The sequence below is a fragment of the Actinoplanes sp. NPDC051475 genome, assembly GCF_040689425.1.
In the GTDB taxonomy this organism is placed as follows: domain Bacteria; phylum Actinomycetota; class Actinomycetes; order Mycobacteriales; family Micromonosporaceae; genus Actinoplanes.
Genome location: NZ_JBFAZZ010000003.1, coordinates 402,811 through 417,698, shown reverse-complemented (window position 1 = coordinate 417,698; position 14,888 = coordinate 402,811). Strand labels below are relative to the sequence as shown.

13 protein-coding genes and 2 pseudogenes are annotated in these 14,888 nt (G+C 69.1%); 3 read left to right on the top strand and 12 right to left on the bottom strand.

Annotation, left to right across the window (positions count from 1 at the left end; translation table 11 throughout):
• Positions 1–3: 3 nt before the first annotated feature.
• Entirely contained in the window at positions 4–855 is an 852-nt protein-coding gene (locus tag AB0368_RS09230; protein WP_366153296.1) for an IclR family transcriptional regulator, read from the top strand.
• Positions 852–1,595 (top strand): IclR family transcriptional regulator, encoded by a 744-nt coding sequence (locus AB0368_RS09225; protein WP_366153295.1) that lies wholly within the window; start codon positions 852–854, stop codon positions 1,593–1,595. Before AB0368_RS09230 ends, AB0368_RS09225 begins: the two co-directional genes overlap by 4 nt.
• Before the next feature lie 141 nt (positions 1,596–1,736).
• On the opposite strand, the pseudogene AB0368_RS09220 reads toward AB0368_RS09225, so the two are convergent.
• From AB0368_RS09220 to AB0368_RS09190, 7 genes and pseudogenes are all read right to left on the bottom strand, one after another.
• Positions 1,737–1,871, bottom strand: a pseudogene (locus AB0368_RS09220) (5-deoxy-glucuronate isomerase); the annotation flags it as partial.
• Positions 1,872–1,902: 31 nt separating this feature from the next.
• Positions 1,903–2,085 (bottom strand): 5-deoxy-glucuronate isomerase, encoded by a 183-nt coding sequence (locus AB0368_RS09215; protein WP_366153294.1) that lies wholly within the window; start codon positions 2,083–2,085, stop codon positions 1,903–1,905.
• Positions 2,086–2,154: 69 nt separating this feature from the next.
• Complete coding sequence (locus AB0368_RS09210; protein WP_366153293.1) at positions 2,155–3,042, bottom strand: sugar phosphate isomerase/epimerase family protein; 888 nt, start codon at positions 3,040–3,042, stop codon at positions 2,155–2,157.
• Between the two features lie 22 nt (positions 3,043–3,064).
• The gene (locus tag AB0368_RS09205) at positions 3,065–4,072 is read right to left on the bottom strand and encodes a Gfo/Idh/MocA family oxidoreductase (protein WP_366153292.1); all 1,008 of its coding nucleotides are present in this window, start codon (positions 4,070–4,072) and stop codon (positions 3,065–3,067) included.
• 31 nt (positions 4,073–4,103) lie between these two features.
• On the bottom strand, positions 4,104–5,021 hold the full coding sequence (locus AB0368_RS09200; RefSeq protein ID WP_366153354.1) for a TIM barrel protein: 918 nt from the start codon (positions 5,019–5,021) through the stop codon (positions 4,104–4,106).
• A gap of 5 nt (positions 5,022–5,026) precedes the next feature.
• Positions 5,027–6,523 carry a CoA-acylating methylmalonate-semialdehyde dehydrogenase gene (locus AB0368_RS09195; protein ID WP_366153291.1) on the bottom strand — a complete coding sequence of 499 codons (1,497 nt, stop codon included), beginning with the start codon at positions 6,521–6,523 and terminating at the stop codon, positions 5,027–5,029.
• A gap of 649 nt (positions 6,524–7,172) precedes the next feature.
• Positions 7,173–7,868, bottom strand: coding sequence for a TIM barrel protein (locus AB0368_RS09190; RefSeq protein WP_366153290.1), 696 nt, complete (start codon positions 7,866–7,868; stop codon positions 7,173–7,175).
• 1,084 nt (positions 7,869–8,952) lie between these two features.
• Here AB0368_RS09190 and AB0368_RS09185 point away from each other — a divergent pair.
• Positions 8,953–9,279 (top strand): annotated as a pseudogene (locus tag AB0368_RS09185) (Lsr2 family protein); the annotation flags it as partial.
• Positions 9,280–9,437: 158 nt separating this feature from the next.
• Here the strand turns inward: AB0368_RS09185 and AB0368_RS09180 are convergent.
• From AB0368_RS09180 to AB0368_RS09160, 5 genes are read right to left on the bottom strand one after another with little or no spacing between them, the layout of a single operon-like run.
• Positions 9,438–10,703 carry an MFS transporter gene (locus AB0368_RS09180; protein ID WP_366153289.1) on the bottom strand — a complete coding sequence of 422 codons (1,266 nt, stop codon included), beginning with the start codon at positions 10,701–10,703 and terminating at the stop codon, positions 9,438–9,440.
• A 9-nt stretch (positions 10,704–10,712) separates the two neighbouring features.
• Entirely contained in the window at positions 10,713–11,204 is a 492-nt protein-coding gene (locus AB0368_RS09175) for a GNAT family N-acetyltransferase (protein ID WP_366153288.1), read from the bottom strand.
• Positions 11,198–12,382 carry a type III PLP-dependent enzyme gene (locus tag AB0368_RS09170; protein WP_366153287.1) on the bottom strand — a complete coding sequence of 395 codons (1,185 nt, stop codon included), beginning with the start codon at positions 12,380–12,382 and terminating at the stop codon, positions 11,198–11,200. The genes AB0368_RS09175 and AB0368_RS09170 overlap by 7 nt, the downstream gene beginning before the upstream one ends.
• Entirely contained in the window at positions 12,382–13,701 is a 1,320-nt protein-coding gene (locus AB0368_RS09165) for a DUF6271 family protein (protein ID WP_366153286.1), read from the bottom strand. The genes AB0368_RS09170 and AB0368_RS09165 overlap by 1 nt, the downstream gene beginning before the upstream one ends.
• On the bottom strand, positions 13,698–14,708 hold the full coding sequence (locus tag AB0368_RS09160) for a phytanoyl-CoA dioxygenase family protein (protein WP_366153285.1): 1,011 nt from the start codon (positions 14,706–14,708) through the stop codon (positions 13,698–13,700). The genes AB0368_RS09165 and AB0368_RS09160 overlap by 4 nt, the downstream gene beginning before the upstream one ends.
• Positions 14,709–14,888: the final 180 nt, after the last annotated feature.

Below are 14,888 nucleotides of genomic sequence, written 5' to 3'. Positions count from 1 at the left end.
GCGATGACCGACACCATGCCATCCGAATTCGCGTCGATCCGGTCGATTTCCGTGCCATCGGGGAAGAACGACCGCGAATCCTCCGGGCTGGAGCTGGTCTCCAAGGTCGGGGCGGTGCTGGATGCCCTGGAGCGGTCCGGCGAGCTCACGGCTACGGAGCTGGCCGCCGCGACCGGCGAACCGCTCAGCTCGATCTATCGCCTGCTGCGAAGTTTGAACGGTATCGGTTGGCTGGACAAGGGTATCCGGCGCGGCGGTTACCGCCTCGGGCTGCACTTCCTGACGGTCGGTGCGGCTCTCGAAGACAGCATCGACATTCGCGAGGCCGCGCTGCCGTCGCTGAGGCGCCTCGTGGCCGAGACCGGAGCTACGAGCTTTCTCTGCATCCGGCGCGCCGGGCGGGCTGTCTGCGTCGAGCGGATCGAGGGAACGGCGGTTCGTTCGCTGGCCCTGGAGCTGGGGAATTCCTTGCCGCTGTACTCCGGTGCGGCTCCGCGGGCGCTGCTGGCCTATCTGCCGGTCGCCGAGCAGCTGACGGTTCTGCGAGACAGCGTTCCCCTGCCGGGCGACCCCGTCGCGCCCTCCCCGGCGGCCATCCTGGCCGACGCCGAGCTGAGCCGATCGGCCGGATACACGGTGTCGGACGAAGATGTCACTCCCGGGATAGCGGCTCTCGGTGCTCCCGTCTTCGACCACGCCGGTGATCTGGCCGCGGCGATCTCCATAAGTGGCCTGCAGGCTCAGGTTCTGGGCGATCATGCGGAAGCGAACATTGCGCTGATCCAGACCGCGGCCGCCGCGGTGAGTGGTGCGCTGGGCAATCCTCTTCCCGGCGGGAAGCCGATAGTTCGATGAGCGACCCTCCGGTAGGAATCCTCGCGCGTTCGGCGGCCGTCACCGAGCTTCTGGCCCGGGAGGGGCCGCTCACCCCGGCCGACATCTCCGACCGCACCGGGATGCCCCGGGCGAGTGTCTACCGGCTGGTCGACGCCCTCGGCACGATCGGCCTGACCGAACCCCGCTCGGGGGGCCAGGTGGCTCTCAGCCTGCGCTGGCTGCGGCTCGGCGATGCCGCCTCGGCCGCCCTGCAGGAGTGGGCCGGGGCCGACGCGGTGCTGCAAGACCTGGCGCGGCGGACCGGTCAGACGGCGTATCTGAGCGTGCCGCGCGGGGACGAGGCGCTGTGCATCCGTTGGGCGCAGGGCAGTGGCATCGGCGTGCTCGTGCTGCGGCCCGGTCGTTCGTTGCCGTTGCACGCCGGCGCGGCCGGCCGGCTGTGCCTCGCCTACCGCGGTGATCTGGCCGGCCTGCTGGCGCGAGCGCCGTTCCCCCGGCTGACCCCCCGAACTCTGACCACCGCCGAGGAGCTGCTCGCCGACGTGGCGGAGACCCGGGCGCGTGGTTACTCCATCTCGGACCAGGACGTCACCCAGGGCATCGGAGCCCTCGGGGCAGCCGTGTTGGACGGCAACGACGAACTGGCCGCGGCGGTGTCGATCGGTGGCCTGGCGGTCGACGTCGACCGGGACCGGCTGCGTTTTGCCGGCGTCCTGGCTGACGCGGCAGCGCAACTGTCCGCGGGCCTGCGCCGGTAGGCCCCTCACGAGCGCATCCTTTGCTGAGAACTGGTCAGGGGCAGGCGGGTCGACGTCCTGACCGCTCCAGGTGTCGCGGACCCAGCCGTGGGCCGGGTCGTCATGGACCAACCACTCGCGGTCGCCCGGTCCGGCCATCGAGGGCCCGTGCCACCCGTACGGGATCAGCACCACATCGCCGGTGCGCACCCTCGGCGCAGACGTCGATCGGGCGGTCCGGTGGCCGTACACCCGTTGATATGCCAACCGCGGCGTGCCCGCCGGCGACTTGGCCACCTCGAAGTAGTAGATCTCCTCGAGCTCCGACTCACCGTCGCCCGGTGGTATCCCGGGGGAGATAGGCGAAGCCGGTGACCCGGCTGAACACCGACCGCTGGCCGGTCAGGGTAATGCGCTCATCGTCACAGGTCACGTCGCAACCGCCGGACAGCGGCACCACCAGCACCTCGTCCGGTCCGGTGTGGAAGGTGACCCGCGCACCGGCTGCCATCTCGACCGTCCCCAACCCGTTCCACGCCGACTCGGCCCACCGTGAGCACCTCGATCTCGTTCCCTGCGATCAGCTCGCCCATTTCGTGGTGTAGGAACGCATCTGCTCGAGCATGAACCGGCTGGAGTCCGCGGCGCGCTCCTCCCACGCGAACACGCAGGCCGTCATGATCGGCTCTGGGCCGGCCGGGGTCTGCCCACGGCCGAAGCCGCACTCGCCGAGGGTGCCGAAAAACTCTTCCCAGTCGACCTCGCCCTGGCCGATATCGAGGTGCTGGTGAATCCGGGCGGCCGAGCCCGGTGGGTTCACGATGTAGCGCAGGCCGGACGAACCGTGGTGGTTGAACGAGTCGGCGACGTGCACCTGGGTGAGCAGGTCACCGGCGTACCGCATGATTCCGGCGCAATCGTCGCCCATGTGGAACGTGTGCGGCGCGCAGTAGAGGAAGCTGACCAATGGGCTGTCGATGCCGCGGATCAGGTCGACCGCTGCCTTGCCGCCCTCGCAGAAGTCGTCCGGATGCGGCTCGAGAGCCAGCCGTACGCCCTCTCGCTCGAAGATCGGCAGGAGTTCCTCCATCGAGCGCCAGAACTGGTTCTCGCTGCGCGAGGCCTGCTCGGGCCGGCCGTTGAACTCGGAGTTCATCACCGTGCAGCCGAGATCCACAGTTATCTGGATGGCCCGTTTCCAATTGCGGACCGCCGCCTGACGCTCGTCCTCGTCCGGCCCGGACCAGCGGTACAGCGGCAGGTTCGAGGCGATCGCGACACCCGCCACGTCCAGCGCCTTCTTGAACGCCTGGATCTTCGCCCGGTCCGCGCGTGGATAAAGGAAGAACGGCATGAAGTCGTCGCGGGGCGACAGCTCGATGTACTCGTAGCCGAGGTCGGCGACCAGACCGGGCAGCTCCTCGAGCGGGGTACGGCGCAACATGTAGGGGTCAAGCGCGATCTTCATGAGGTCACCTCTGCCGGGGGGATCACGTGTACAGCGCGGGCTTGTCGACCAGCTTCACGTCGACGCGAGCGCCCGACCGCAGGGCTTCCAGGCCCGCTTCGGACACCACGGCGGCGACGTAGCCGTCCCACGAGCTCGGGCCGGCCGGCGGGCGGCCGGCGGCGACGCCGTCCACCCATTCCTGGATCTCGGTGTCGTAGGCGCGGATGAACCGCTCACGCCATCCGACGGGGATGTGGCCGCTGAACCGGCCCTCCCGGCGTACGGTGACCGGGCTGGCCTCGCCCAGCGAGACCGTCCCGTTCTCGCCAACCACCTCGCCGCGGATGTCGTAGCCGTATCGGATGTTCACCGAGATCTCGACGTCCACGATCGCGCCGCTTTCCATGGTGAGCAGCAGGATCAGGGGGTCCTGAAGCTCTACGCCGTTGGCGTTCTTGCGGGGGACGAGCACCTGGGTGCTGACGATCTCCTCGCCGAGCAGCCAGCGCATGGCGTCGATCTCGTGCACGGCGGTGTCGGTGATCATCATTTCCTTGCGGTAGTGGCCGGGCACCGAGGGGTTGCGATGCACGCAGTGCACCATCAGCGGTGCGCCGATCTCGCCGGCGTCGACCACCGCTTTGAGCGCGCGGTAGGCGGAGTCGTAGCGGCGCATGTAGCCGACCTGGACCGACCGGCGGCCGGTAGCCGCCTCCGATTCGAGGATGTCGATGCAGTCCTGCCCGCTCTCGGCGAGCGGCTTCTCGCAGAACACCTGCTTGCCGGCGGCGATCGAGGCGAGCACGTACTGCCGGTGGGTCGGCCCCCAGGACGTGACGACGACCGCGTCCACCGCGGGGTCGGCGACGACCTCGTCGCCGGTCGCGTGCACGGTGATGCCAGGGCGGGCGTCGGCCACCTCCCGGGCCTTGGCCGGGTCGACGTCGGTGACCGCGACAACCTCGCAGCCGGAGAGCACCTCACTGATCCGGCGAATGTGATCCTGCCCGATCATGCCGGCGCCGATCACGCCGATGCGGACGACCATGGTCAACTCCCTTGATGCAGACGGGTGGCGGTCATCCGTCGATGCCGGTGCCGCGGAGATAGGTGAAGGTGCGTTCGGCGATCGGCTTGGGCTTCTCGAACGGCGCCGGGTACATGTCCTGCTCGACCACCACGAAGATCTCGGCGTCCAGGCCGGCCAGCGCCTCGACCACCGACGGGACGTCCGGCAGCCCGAGCGGTGGCTCGCAGCTCGCACCCATCGCCACCGCTTGGCCGAAGGCGAGGCCCTCGCGCTCGGCTCGCTCGACGACGGCCGGGTCCATCTGCTTGATGTGCACGTAACCGATCCGGTCGGGGAACTCGGTGATGATCTGCACGCAGTCGGCCCGGCGGTAGGCCAGGTGACCGGTGTCGAGGCACAGGTTCACCGCCGCCGGATCGCTCTCCTGCAGGAACCGCTCCGTCTGGGCTTGGGTCTCGACGTGGCTGTCGGCGTGCGGGTGGAACTGCAGGTGGACGCCGTAGTCGCCGGCCACGATCTTGCCGAGCTCGTTGGCCGAGGTGATCAGCGTCGACCACTCGTCCTCGGTCAGCTCGGCCGGCTCGAGGTAGGCGCCGGTGGTGTCGTCCCGGTAGCCCGGCACAGGCACGAAGATCAGCTGGTCCGCCCCTGCCGCCCGGGTCAGTTCGGCCACCTTGCGGGACTGCGCCACGATCGCGTCGAAGTCGCCGGCCCGGTGCAGGCCGGAGAGTCCGTGCATGGTGCCGCCGGCCACCTTGAGCTCGCGGGCCGCCAGCTCGTCCCGCAAGCGGGCCGGATCTGTCGGCAGGTAACCGTAGGGTCCTAGCTCCAGCCAGTCGTAGCCGACCGCGGCCAGCTCATCGAGGAACCGCGGCCACGGAGTCTGTCGCGGATCGTCCGCGAACCAGACACCCCACGAGTCGGGACAGCTGCCGAGGCGCAACTGACGGTAGTTCTTGGCGCCCATCGTGCTCACGACGCGGTCGGGAACTGAAGGCTGGCGCCGATGCTCTGCTCGACGTGCGGCCAGCGGGACGTCACGACCTTGGCGCGGGTATAGAACGACACGCCCTCCGGGCCATGGACATGCTTGTCGCCGAACAGAGAGTCCTTCCAGCCACCGAAGGAGTAATAGGCCATCGGCACCGGGATCGGCACGTTGATGCCGATCATGCCGACGTTGACCCCGCGCTGGAACCGGCGCGCCGCCTCCCCGCTGGACGTGAAGATCGCAGTGCCGTTCCCGTACGGATTGGAGTTGATCAAGCTGATCGCCTCATCGACGTTGTCCGCCCGCAGTACCGACAGGACCGGACCGAAGATCTCCTCACGGTAGACCTCCATCTCGGGGGTGACCTGATCGATCACCGTCGGCCCGACGAAGAACCCGTCCTCGAAACCGGGGACGACCAGCGCCCGGCCGTCGACCAGTAGCCGGGCGCCCTGCTGCTCGCCGCTGCCGATCAGACCGACGATCCGGTCGCGGGCGGCGGCGGTGACGACGGGGCCCATCTCGCTTTCCTTGTCCCGGCCGCTGCCGACCTTGACCGCGCGAGCCTTGGCGGACACGGCCTCTGCCAAGGCATCGGCCGCACCACCGATCGCCACCGTGGCGGAGATCGCCATGCAGCGCTCGCCGGCACTGCCGAAGGCCGCCGCCACCAGATGGTCCGAGGCGTAGTCGAGATCCGCATCCGGCAGCACGACGGCGTGGTTCTTCGCGCCGCCGAGCGCCTGGACCCGCTTGCCGTTCGCCGTTCCCCGGGTGTGGATATACCGGGCGATCGGCGTGCTGCCGACGAACGAAACCGCGGCGACGTCGGGATGATCGAGAAGGGCGTCGACGGCCTCCTTGTCGCCGTGCACCACATTGAAGACGCCGTCCGGCAGACCGGCCTGCTGCCACAACTCGGCGGCGAGCAGCGAGGCCGATGGGTCTCGCTCACTCGGCTTCAGCACGAAGGCGTTGCCGCAGGCGATCGCGATCGGGTACATCCACATCGGCACCATGGCGGGAAAGTTGAACGGCGTGATGCCGGCGACCACGCCGAGCGGGGCGCGGAACGAGTAGAGGTCGACGCCGGTGGAGACCTGGTCGGAGAAGTCGCCCTTGAGCAGCGTCGGTACGCCGCAGGCGAACTCGACGACCTCCAGGCCGCGCTGCACCTCGCCCCGGGCATCCGACAGCACCTTGCCGTGTTCGTCGGTGATCAACGCCGCGAACTCGTCCAGGTGCTGGTTGACCAGCTCGCGAAAGGCGAAGAGGACCTTCGTCCGCTTACTCAGCGACGACTGCGACCACTCTGCAAAGGCACCCCGGGCGGTCGCGACCGCGACGCCGACGTCGTCCGTGCTCGCCAGCCGGACCTCGGCCTGCGGCCGGCCGGTGGCTGGATTGTAGACGGCCGAGGCGCGGCTCGAACTCTCGGCGGTGAGCTTACCGCCGATCCAGTGGTCGATGATCCTCATCTGCGGCCCTTCAAGGCTTCAGCTCGGTCAGTGACTGATGGCTGTCATGTAACTCCGTTCGGTTGCCTCCGTCAAGACTTTGTCATGACATACCTAATTGCTGACAAGACACTTTGTACTGTCATGGTGGCACGGTGCAAGCACCGTCTCCCGCCGCGGCCACCGTGACCTCCGCCGAAGTTCTCGGGCTGCTCAAAGTCGATCGCATGAGCCCGATTCCGCTCTGGTTCCAGATGGCGAAGCATCTGGAGGAGGGCACTGAGTTGCCGTTTCCGATGACCTCAATCTCTCGCGCCCGACGGCGCGACGAGCCATGGCTTACCTGGTCGACCGCGGCTTACTGGTGCGCCGCCGTGGTATCGGCACGGAGGCGGCGCGGTAGCGAGATAGTCCCTACATCGTCGCCGCGGTCCGATCTGCGGCGTAGCAGCGTGCGCGTCGGTACGAAATGAAGGACGGGATTCGTTACCCGCCGAGTCTCGCCGAGCGCGCCTCGCCGGACTGTGGCTCGCTGTCGGGCTGTCGGATTCGGCTGCGTCGTGCCGGCTGAACACCGACGTGATCACCAGCACCTGGGACGACCTGCAACGGGTGGCCGCCTGCGTGCCAGCGATGGCGGGCTGTGCGTGTGAATTACGCGAGCGAGCACTTATCGGTCCAGTTGCGTCCGGGCCGTTCGGAAAGCGTCCGTAACCGCTTGCTGGATAGGCTTCCTGCGGTGTTCGTCGGACAGGATCTCGACGCCCCACGGGCCGTGCCATCCGGTGGTGCGCAGGGCGGTGATGATGCCGGGGAGGTCGAAGGTTCCTTCGCCGCACAGGCGCCGGCGGTGGACGGTGTCCACGAACAGTGTCCCGACCGGTTCGCCGTCGGCGTCGTTCAGCTCGACGCCGACGATGTATCGCAGCGGCACCTGGGCGAGGTCGGCGGGTGGGGTGTGTGCGCGTTCGGTGTGCCAGACGTCGATTATGAGGCCGCCGGCGGGGTGGTCGGCTGCTTGGACGAGGTCGAGTCCGTCATGGACGGTTTTGATGTTGGACCAGGGCAGGAATTCCAGTCCGATCCTGGTGCCGGCGTCGGTGGCTTCGGTGGCCAGGGCGGCGAACTCGGTGACCCAGCGGTCGCGGTCCCAGGGGCTGTCGGTGACGTCGGGTGCGACTTTGATGTGGCGTGCGCCCAGTGCGGCGGCCGCGGTGAGCAGGTCGTGGCGTACGCGGTCGGACTTGGTGCGAGCCGGGCCGGTGGTCCACCAGCCGGTGATCAGTTCGAGTTCGAGATCGACGATGGCGTGGTCGTCGAGCAGGGCGCGCAGGCCGCGAACGCCGTACTCGTCGAGCGCGGGCATGAGTCGGCGTGCAGCAGGCCGATGCCGCGGAACCCGGCCGTCGCGGCGGCTTCGACGCGTGCGCGGATGGGGATAGGGCTGCGCTGATCGCCGGGCAATGGGTTCGCGGCGCCGGCGGTGGTCCAGCAGGTGGCGAGAAGACGTTCGTCGGGCACGGAGGGACCTCCAGATCGCGGGGCGCGATCAGTCGAGCGTAGGTGGGCCAACCGGCGACTGAATCGAAAAAGGGTGATGGGTTGTTGATGGCTTCCGTCGGTTGGTCTCCGGCGGCGCGTTTCTCATCGCGCTGAAGGAGACATGGGAGCTCTCCGAAACCCTGGGACAGCACTTGTTCGGATTCCTCATCGGCCTGGTCCTCATGCTCGTCCTGGCCGTCGGCGCCGCAAAGGTGAGTGCCAGCAACCGACGAGGATCGCCCGCTTTTGATTGATCGCCGGCGCGTCGCCGGAAATTCCAGACCCGCGGCCCACCGAGGTGTGGACCGGAGAGGGGTACCTACGTGCGCGCCTGCAACGGCGACGGCGATTAAGCCGTCCGGCCTCGCGGACGGAGAACGGCCCCGCACCGCTCTTGGGCAGCTACCAATCTCGTCGCGTCCCATCCGGCACGGGCCCGGTGCGGAGGCGTGGATCGCGGCTTCGGCCGTCTTTGGCGGAGGCGGCGAGTAGCGGCGACTGATCCTCGCGCGAGCCTGGCTGCGCCGAGGATTCCGAGGACCGGATGGCAGCCGGTGTTCGGGGCTGCCCCATCTCACTCGTCTTGGTCCGTCGCGCCTGGAAAGGTTACCGCCCGCGATGCGGCGCGACGTCGGTCCACGTCGCGGCCAAGGCCGCCGTTGGTGAAGGGTCGCGCGAGGGCATATGTCGAAGGGCGGCTCCGTCAAGTCCGGCCATACCCTCGGCGCGGCAGTCGCGGCACAGCGCCGAAGCGGAGAGCCTTAGAATAAGGGTCCGACGTGAGTGGATAGAGTGCAGAATACGGAATAGCGTCTGCCGCCGCGCATAGGACTCTCCAGTGGGTGCGGTGCACTACACGTCTACCTACCCGCTCAGTGGCGGTCCGCAATCCTCATTAGGGAGATAACATGGCAAGGCAGATCATCCAGAAGCTCATTGACGACCTGGACGGCGGCGAGGCCAGCGAGACGGTCTCGTTCGCCGTCGACGGTCGGAACTACACCATCGACCTGTCCGAGAAGAACGCCACTGCGCTGCGCGAGATGTTCTCTCGGTACGTGGCCGCCGGGACCCGCGTCGGCCGGGGCGCCGGTACGTGGCGTCCCGGCCTCACCACGACCGCTCAGCGGACGAGCAGGGCCGACAACCAGGCGATCCGCGCGTGGGCGGCCGAGAACGGGCACGAGCTGTCCGCCCGCGGTCGAATTCCCACCAGCGTGGTGGACGCGTATGAGGCGGCCCAGAAGGCCCCGGCCGCAACGCCGGAGAAGCGCACTCGCAGCTCGCAGACGAAGACGAAGGAGCCCGCCAAGGCCGCCAAGCGCACTGCGAGAAAGAAGGCCGCCGCAGCAGTATGACGCCTTCGACGCGCGGCTGGTCCGATGTGCCCGGCTCAGCGCGTCGGTTTGGTCGCGCTGGTCGACAACGCCGCATCCTCTGCCACGGCCACCGGAGTTCCCGGCTCGGGAGCTACGACTTCAGCGGCGGTCACGGCCTCCGAAGCGGTGAAGCGGACCTGCGCGATGCTGAGCCCGACCAGCACGATCGCGGCGACCACCACGGCCATGCCCCAGATCAGGTTGGACGCGCCGGCCACGAAGCCGATCGCTGGAGGACCCGCCAGCAGGCCGGCCGTGCCCATGGCGGCGACCACGGCCAGCGTGTCCGGTCCGAGTCGAGCGGCGGCGACGTACACGCACGGCGTCACCGCGGCCATGCCCAGCCCCACGCAGGCGAAGCCGGCCAGCGCCGGGACCCAGCAGCCCAGCAGCAGCGCGCCGCCGAGGCCGGCCCCGGCCAGTGCGGTGCCGACCAGCACCACCCGCTTGTCGCCCCAGCGTGCCCGCCATCGGTCCGCGAACAGCCGGGCCAGCACCATCATCGCCGACACCGTGGCGATGCCCAGCGGCGTGAGCTCGGGCGCCGCGTGTGCCACGTCCCGCAGGTACAGGGCCGACCAGTCGTTCATTGCGCCCTCGGTGAGCTCGGCGAACACCATCGCCATGCACAGCCAGACCACCATCATCGACGGCAGCGCCCAGCGCCGCCGTTTCTTCTGCGCCGGGGCCTCGCCGGAGGCCTCGTCGGCGGGGACTTCGCCGGTCAGCGTCCCGGTCCAGGAGACCAGCAGCAGGGCCAGCAGCAGCACCCCGCCGACCGCGAAGTGCACCCGGACGGTCTCCGTGCCGGCGGTCACCGCCGAGGCCAGCAGCGCGGCCGCGAAGGTGCCGCCGCTGAATACCGCGTGCAGCTTGGCCATGGTGTTGCGTTCGTACCGGGTCTCCAGGGCGGCGCCCTGTGCGTTCATCGCCACGTTCAGGCAGGCGATCAGGATCCCGTCGAGGAACAGCACCACAATGGCCACGACGAGGTTCGGCGCCACTGACAGCGCGGCCAGCACTGCCAGCAGTCCGAACCCCGACGCGGTGGCCAGCCGCCGGGAGCCGAGCTGCTTCATCAGGCGGGCGACGAGCGGGAATGACACGGTCGCGCCCACGCCGGGGGCGAGCAGCAGCAGGCCCACCTCCGCGGTGCTCAGGTCCAGGTGAGTCTTCAGGGCGGGCAGGCGCGACACCCACGTGCCGTACTGGAAACCCAGGAAGCAGAACAGCGCGGCGATCGCCACCTGGGAGCGGCGGAAAGACGGGGATTGAGCCATGGCGGTTCCTTATTCTTCCAGGGTGCGGGACATGTAGGCGGCGCCTGGGCCGTAGTCGGCCGAGACCGGTATTTCCGGTCGCGCACGGAAACCGTGCGTGGTCCAGAAGGCGTCGCTGCCGGCGACGGAGACGAGCGAGACCTGAAGGTACGCGCAAGCCCGGGCCGCCGTCAGCAGATGCTCGAGCAGCCGGCTTCCGGCACCGGCCCGCCGATATCCCGACGCCACAACGAGGTCGTGCAGGTGCAGATTGGACGTCGGCCGCGGGGGCGGCCCGGGGTGCGCGAGAACCGGGAAGCGGCCGTACGGGAGGGGATGCGCCAATAGGTAGCCGGCGATGTCCCCGTCCGCCTCCAGCACGAAGGACGTCGCATCCGCCGCCCGGGTGCGCAGCCGCTCCGGCCTCTCCGACAGACCGAGGTCCCGGTACGCAGCGGCCTCCAGCACCACCACGGCGGGCCAGTCGGCGTCCCGGATTTGCCGTACCGTCGCGGTCAGCACGTTGCGACCTCGGCCAGGGCGCCGACCGTCTGGTGCGGAAGCGGGTCGAAGCCGTTGAATCCCACGGTGGTGTAGCTGACCGAGTAGGCGCCGGCCGACAGGATCCACACCGGATCGCCGGAGGCCAGGCCGGCCGGCACGGCGATACTGGTGCCGGGGCTGAACGCGTCGTCGCTGTCGCAGGTCGGTCCGGCGACCATGGCCGGCACCCGGGGACCGGCCCGGTGGGTCGGGAACTCGAGCGGGTACCGGATCTGGTCCAGCTCGTACAGCCCGTTGAACCGCCCGCAGCTCAGGTAGAGCCAGTGCGCCCGGCGGCCGTCGCTGACCTGCCGCTCGGTCAGGCGGACCACGTGCGCGCGGATCGCGCCGTGGTCGGCGACCAGGTGACGGCCCGGCTCCAGGAGGAAGTCGAGCGGTGCAGCGCAGATCAGCCGTAGGCGGCGCATGCCGTCGCGGATCGCGGCCAGGATCAGGTCCAGCCGCGGCCGCATCGGTACGCCGTGCCTGTCCAGGTATCCGAGGGCGGGCAGACCACCGCCGAGGTTGACGTGGTCCAGCCGGATGCCGCGGGCGCCCAGCCGGGTGATGGCCTGGGCCAGGTCGTCGAACGCCTCCCGCCACGCGGCCACGGTCATCTGCTGCGAGCCGACGTGCAGCGACAGTCCCGCCGGGATCAGCTCGTACGCCCGGGCGGCGGCCAGCACCTCGACCGCGTCGGCCACCGAGCATCCGAACTTGCCGGTCAACCCCCAGAGCGCGCCGGTGCCCCGCGTGGCCAGCCGGCAGAACACCCGTGAGCCGGGCGCGTGCGTGGCGATCGCCCGGACGTCCGCCACGCTGTCGGTGGCGAAAAGCCGGACACCCCGCCGGTACGCCTCGGCGATGTCGGAGTCGGACTTGATCGTGTTGCCGTAGTGCACCCGGTCCGCGGGCACCCCGGTACGCAGCGCCTGGGCGATCTCGTTCGGGCCGGCCGCGTCGAAGCCGGCGCCGGCCCGGGCCAGCGCGTCCAGCACGTCGTCCACCGGGCACGCCTTCACCGCGAACCGGACCGCGACGCCGGGCAGTTCCCGGGCCAGGTCGTCGTGGTGGTCCACGATGCCGGCAAGGTCGAAAATGATGCGGTCGGCCGTCGCCGCGCCGAGGGCGGACCGTAGCGCCGAGCTTTCCGGCATCAGCGGCGACCCGCCGGGCCGGCTGCCTTGGCCGCCCGGATCAGCGGACCCCACGCCTCGATCAACAGCGCGAACTCCTCCATGTCCTGGCGGGCCTCGACCACGAGCCGGTCATGTCCAGCCGCCAGCCGGTCGGCGAACCGGGCATATCGTCCGCCCAGCTTCCGATAGGTCCGCTCCAGCTGTTTGAGGCAGCGCACGTTAGGTGCGGTGTCCAGGACGGTGCTGTCCCGCACCATCTCGATCAGGGAGGCGACCCGGATCCGGTGGTCCGCATCGAGCAGCAGCTCCCCGGCCGCCCCCATACGGGCGTAGATGAAATGCAGGTAGAGCATCGACAGGAGGAACTTGACCAACCGCAGGTGGTAGACGTGGAACGCATTCTCGGCCTTGCGGTCGGGCGTGTGGTAATTGATGACGTGCCGGTTGTGCAGCACGCTGGGAAGGGTGCTGTCGGGGACTAGATGAATGTGGAAATAGTCGCTGCCAAGGGTTTCGGTCATGGGGGGCAACGGAACATCCTCGTGCACCTGGTAATAGCTGATGTTGGCCATGTCGACGCGCATCGGATCGACCAGGGCGAGCACGGAACGATCCTCGCGGAACGCGCCGTCCGGGGCTCCCGTGAACGATTCGGCGACCAGTTCCCGCTTTGCCTGCTCGGAGGCGCCGGGCGCGGCCCAAAGGCTGACGATGTCGTAGTACGCCTGGGGATCGAGCGTCCGCACTTCCTCGAGGTCCACGGACAGGTCGCCGATGAACGACGCGCCCACCGACACCACCGGCTTGTCGGCGTGCGCAGGGTCGAGCGCTACCTCGCTCACGCCGGCGGCTGCGTCGGCCGCGCGCTTGCCGAGTGAGGCCAGCTCGTGGTGGATCGGGTAGAGCGGCATGCCGTCCAGCGTCTGGAAGGCCACGTCGGAGTCGCGCCGGTGCACCGACTCGCAGCCCAGTGCGGCCGCGACCAGGAACGCCCGGTTGGTGCACGCCCCGTAGGAGGCCTGGTCGGGCAGCATGAGCTGGGCGATCAATTCGGGCTTCCCGACGCCGGCGTCGGCGACCACCCGCTGCAGGAACTCCCGCTGGGCGTCCTCGTCCAGATGGGTCACGTGTACGCCCGGAGCGTCCGGCAGCCCGCGTACGGCGGCCGCGTTGCCGGCGTACGTCATCGGGTCGCACGAGTCCAGGATCAGCAGTTCCACCTCGACGCCGAAGGCGGCGGCGCCGTATGCGGCCTCGGCCGCGACGGCGGCGATGGTGGCCGCACACTCCCGGTGGGTGGGCAGGGCGAGGCAGACCCTGCGCCGGTCGGCGGTCACCACTCGTCCAGGCCGAGCAGGCGCCGGCCCAGGTCGGTGAGCTGGGCCGGGCCGTAGCGCAGCGACTCGTGCCGGTAGGGGTCGCCGACCAGGGTGGAGTTCCATTCCGGCGTCATCAGCTCGCGCCACGATGTGATCCGGGACCGGACCAGCCGCTCGTGCGTCGGCAGGGCCGGCATCATGGTGAGGTATTGCACCGAGCGGACCCCGTCGGCGGAGGTGTTCGGGGCGACGCCGTGCGCCACCAGCCCGTTCCAGATCAGCAGGTCACCGGCCCTGAGCTCGGGCCGGACCACCGGAAACTCGGTGCGGTCGATGTCCGGCCGGATCGGGTCGCGGCCGGCCGGCTGGCGCAGCCGCCAGTCCTCGAACCGGCGGAACAGCTCCGGTGAGCACTGGAACCCGCCCAGCTCCTCCCGGGTGTCATGGAGGGCGATGATGCCCTGCACCCGCTGCGGGGGCACGGCGAGCGTGGTGTCGACGTCCCAATGCAGATTGATGTCGAACCCGCGCTCGGTGGGCGGGATGAGAGCACGGGCGCGGTTGCCGACGTTCGGCGGGTTCAGGTTGAGGCGGTCCAGGCTGACCCAGAGGTGGTCGGTGTCCCAGACGTCGACGAACGCGTCGTAGACCCGCTGGGACTGCCGGGTGTCCCACATGTACTGGTGCTGGTACGCCTCGACGAAGCCGAGGAGGTACAGGTCACGGTCCAGCTCCGAGGTGAACTCCCGCTCCGGGTACCAGGTCGCGGGGCGCTCCGGGTCGTACCCCTGGAACTCCCACGCGAAGTCGAGCAGCCGCCCGGCCACCTCGGCCGGTACCGCCTCTCGGACGATCACATAGCCGTAGGTCTGCCAGAACTCGAAGTCCTCCTCGGACAGCACTCGCAGCGGCCGGGACTTCTTCACATCCCGAAGCGGCACCTCGGCGAGATAGATCTCGCCATCTCGGCTGAAATACGGAATCTCGGACGATGAGCGGTACAGGAATTCGTCGCTCTCCGGCATATGACATCACTCCCACGGGTGTTTACGTGCGCACCGGAATTCCTGCCGAACGGCGGTGTTCGACGGGAGCCTTTTATTCGAAGGAGATCTAACCGGCTGCACTGATCGGCACGTGTAAATCGGCGGGGCTCGTGATCGGTGCGAACCTAACACGGAGCTACCACTGTGGACGTGCGCGTC

Excerpts from the sequence above, each read along its gene's own strand:
- AB0368_RS09230 (WP_366153296.1), top strand. The coding sequence starts at position 4 with ATGACCGACACCATGCCATCCGAATTCGCGTCGATCCGGTCGATTTCC.
- AB0368_RS09225 (WP_366153295.1), top strand. The coding sequence starts at position 852 with ATGAGCGACCCTCCGGTAGGAATCCTCGCGCGTTCGGCGGCCGTCACC.
- AB0368_RS09215 (WP_366153294.1), bottom strand. The coding sequence starts at position 2,085 with ATGGCAGCCGGTGCGCGGGTCACCTTCCACACCGGACCGGACGAGGTG.
- AB0368_RS09210 (WP_366153293.1), bottom strand. The coding sequence starts at position 3,042 with ATGAAGATCGCGCTTGACCCCTACATGTTGCGCCGTACCCCGCTCGAG.
- AB0368_RS09205 (WP_366153292.1), bottom strand. The coding sequence starts at position 4,072 with ATGGTCGTCCGCATCGGCGTGATCGGCGCCGGCATGATCGGGCAGGAT.
- AB0368_RS09200 (WP_366153354.1), bottom strand. The coding sequence starts at position 5,021 with ATGGGCGCCAAGAACTACCGTCAGTTGCGCCTCGGCAGCTGTCCCGAC.
- AB0368_RS09195 (WP_366153291.1), bottom strand. The coding sequence starts at position 6,523 with ATGAGGATCATCGACCACTGGATCGGCGGTAAGCTCACCGCCGAGAGT.
- AB0368_RS09190 (WP_366153290.1), bottom strand. The coding sequence starts at position 7,868 with ATGCCCGCGCTCGACGAGTACGGCGTTCGCGGCCTGCGCGCCCTGCTC.
- AB0368_RS09180 (WP_366153289.1), bottom strand. The coding sequence starts at position 10,703 with ATGGCTCAATCCCCGTCTTTCCGCCGCTCCCAGGTGGCGATCGCCGCG.
- AB0368_RS09170 (WP_366153287.1), bottom strand. The coding sequence starts at position 12,382 with ATGCCGGAAAGCTCGGCGCTACGGTCCGCCCTCGGCGCGGCGACGGCC.
- AB0368_RS09160 (WP_366153285.1), bottom strand. The coding sequence starts at position 14,708 with ATGCCGGAGAGCGACGAATTCCTGTACCGCTCATCGTCCGAGATTCCG.